The organism is Streptomyces sp. NPDC054841 (assembly GCF_053611045.1).
In genome coordinates this window covers 1-2,635 of sequence record NZ_JBSGZO010000760.1, presented here as the reverse complement: position 1 = coordinate 2,635, position 2,635 = coordinate 1, and the positions used below count along the sequence as shown (strand labels likewise).

The 2,635-nt window shown below is 75.4% G+C and carries 3 protein-coding genes; 2 read left to right on the top strand and 1 reads right to left on the bottom strand.

Annotated elements, in window-relative coordinates; translation table 11 throughout:
* The coding region (locus ACWGI8_RS42860) for a hypothetical protein (protein WP_453668884.1) at window positions 1-760 on the top strand (760 nt) is incomplete at its 5' end.
* Between the two features lie 85 nt (window positions 761-845).
* Here ACWGI8_RS42860 and ACWGI8_RS42855 read toward each other — a convergent pair.
* On the bottom strand, window positions 846-1,274 hold the full coding sequence (locus tag ACWGI8_RS42855) for a Rieske (2Fe-2S) protein (protein WP_453668883.1): 429 nt from the start codon (window positions 1,272-1,274) through the stop codon (window positions 846-848).
* Window positions 1,275-1,411: 137 nt separating this feature from the next.
* On the opposite strand from ACWGI8_RS42855, the gene ACWGI8_RS42850 reads away from it, so the two are divergent.
* Complete coding sequence (locus tag ACWGI8_RS42850; RefSeq protein ID WP_453668882.1) at window positions 1,412-2,341, top strand: carbohydrate kinase family protein; 930 nt, start codon at window positions 1,412-1,414, stop codon at window positions 2,339-2,341.
* Window positions 2,342-2,635 lie beyond the last annotated feature (294 nt).

Sequence of the window (2,635 nt, the reverse complement as noted above, 5' to 3'; positions counted from 1 at the left end):
GGGCGCGCGCCGCCCGCCGCGCCCCGTGTCGCTCCGGGCGGTCGGGGCAGTGGAGGTGGGGCTCCCGCTGCGGGGGAACGCCCTGCGGCGGCGGCCCCCCGTGGGCGGCGGGCGGACCGGCCCGGGCCGCCCCGCCGCACGGTCGTACCGTTCGCTGGTCGAGGCGTCCGGCGTGGTGGAGCGGCTGCTGGCCGGGCTGGAGCAGCCGGCGGACGGCGGACTGCACACCGTGGGGCACCACGAGCGGGTACGGATCGGGGCGGGGCGCGAGCTGCTGGGGCGCGACTCGCAGCATGTCGTACGGGCCCACCGCGACGGGATGGACCGCTATCTGGCGATACACCGGGGCGATCCCGGGTGCGACCCCGCACGGGTGGTGGTGCGGGCGACGGAGAACTGCCGCACCGGGCGCGTGCGGGGCGACCGGGAGACCGGGGTGCTGGTGGCGGAGCTGCTCTTCGACACGCGGCTGCGGGCGGGCGAGACGTACTTCTTCGGCTACGGCTTCGAGGACGGGACCGCGGGGCCGAGCGGTGAGTACATGCGGGGTTTCAGCTTCACGGGCGCGCAGTACGTGCTGCAGGTGCGGTTCGACGAGGCGGCACTGCCGGTGCGGTGCCGGCGCTTCGCACAGGCCTCCACGGGGGCGCCGCGGACGGGCCGTACGGACCTGACGCTGAGCGCCCGGCACCGTACGGTCCATCTGGTCGAGCACGGGGTGCGGCCCGGGATCCTGGGGATCGCCTGGGACTGGGACTGAGCCGAGGCCCGGGTCAGGTCAGGGCCAGGTCAGGTCAGGTCAGGTCAGGGCCTGGGCCTGGGGCCGAGGTCCTTGGCTGCAGGGCCTACGCGGACGGACCGGCGACGAGCTTCCCGTCGCGCACCGTGACGGGGACCTCCGGGAGCGGCACGGTCGCCGGGCCCTGGACGGCCTCGCCGGTGGTGCAGTCGAAGCGGCTGCCGTGGCAGGGGCAGTTCCCCTCCGTGCCCTCCACCTTGTCCAGGACACAGCCGGCGTGCGTGCACTGCGCGCTGAACGCCTTGTACTGGCCCTTCGCCGGGCAGTGCACGACGAGTCGCTGCTCGCGGAAGAGCTTGGCACCCCCGACCGGAACCGCGTCCGCGGCGCCGAGCTCGACCGGCGCGGTCGGGGTCGGGACCTGGGCGTGGCCCACCTTGGACTCGGTGGAGCAGGCGGCGACCCCCAGCCCGGCAGCCCCGGCGAGGGCGGCGCCTTTCAGCACGGTACGGCGGGCGGCGGGATGGCCGGACATGAAGTCTCCACTGGTCAGAGGTGGGGGGCGGGGTTGGCGACAGACCCGACGATACCGGCGCAGATCGCGGCGCCTGCGGGCGGGTCGTGGCCTGGACGTACTGTCGCGCCCCGGAGCGATGGGTTACGTTTTCAGCCGTGATCGTCGTCGCCGGTGAGTCCCTGATCGACCTGGTCCCGCAGCGGGCGAAGGCCGACGGCGCACCGTTGCCGGCGCTGCTTCCACGGCTCGGCGGCGGCCCGTACAACACGGCCGTGGCGCTGGGCCGCCTGGGCGCGAACGTCACCTTCTGCTCACGCGTCTCGACGGACGACTTCGGCGAGGCACTGCTGGACGGGCTGCGTGCGGCGGGCGTCGGCACGTCCCTGGTGCAGCGCGGACCGGAGCCGACGACGCTCGCGGTCGCCGCGATCGGGGCGGACGGCTCCGCGGGATACGGCTTCTACGCGTCCGGCAGCGCGGACCGGCTCTTCGAGCTGCCGCCCGAACTGCCCCGTGAGGTCCGGGCGTTGGCGTTCGGAACGTGCTCGATGGTGCTGGAGCCGGGAGCGAGCGCGTACGAGGCGCTGCTGCGGCGTGAGGCGGGGCGCGGGCGCTTCACCCTGCTCGACCCGAACATCCGGCCGGGGCTGATACCGGACCCTGACGCGTACCGGGCGCGGTTCGCGGGCTGGCTGCCGTCGGTGTCGCTGCTGAAGCTCTCCGAGGACGACGCGAAATGGCTCGGCGACTCCCCGCAGCGGTGGCTCGGGGAGGGCCCCACGGCGGGCCCCGCGGCGGTGGTGCTGACGCGGGGGGAGCGGGGGCTCACGGTGCGCACCCGGGACGGCCTGGAGGTTTCCGTCCCGGCGGAGGCGGTGACCGTCGCGGACACGATCGGCGCGGGCGACACGGTGAACGCGGCGCTGCTGCACGTCCTGGCACGGCTCGACGCGCTCTCCCCGGAGGCCCTGCTCGCCCTGACCGAGCCCGGCTGGCGCGAGGTCCTCACCTTCGCGGCCCGTGCGGCGGCGCTGACGTGCTCCCGCACGGGCGCGGAGCCGCCGTACGCGTCGGAGTTGGGGTAGCGCCCGCGGGGCGCGGTCCGGCGGACCTCTCCCCTACTCCCCTCCCCGCCCCTTCCCGTAACCGGGGAGTTGCTCCCCCAGAACCCCGTACGGCCTCCGGCCGTGTCCTCAGGTCCGGCCAGAGCTTCGCCTGGACCCCCAACGGGCTCATACCCCCGACGGGCTCAAGATGAGCCCCGACGGCGCTTGAGGCGCAACGGCCGGGGCGGAGCCCTGCGGGCTGCCGGAAGTCCCCCGGGCGCGACGCGGGCAGCGGCGACCACCGTGCCCCCGCCGGACAGCGCGCGCCGACAG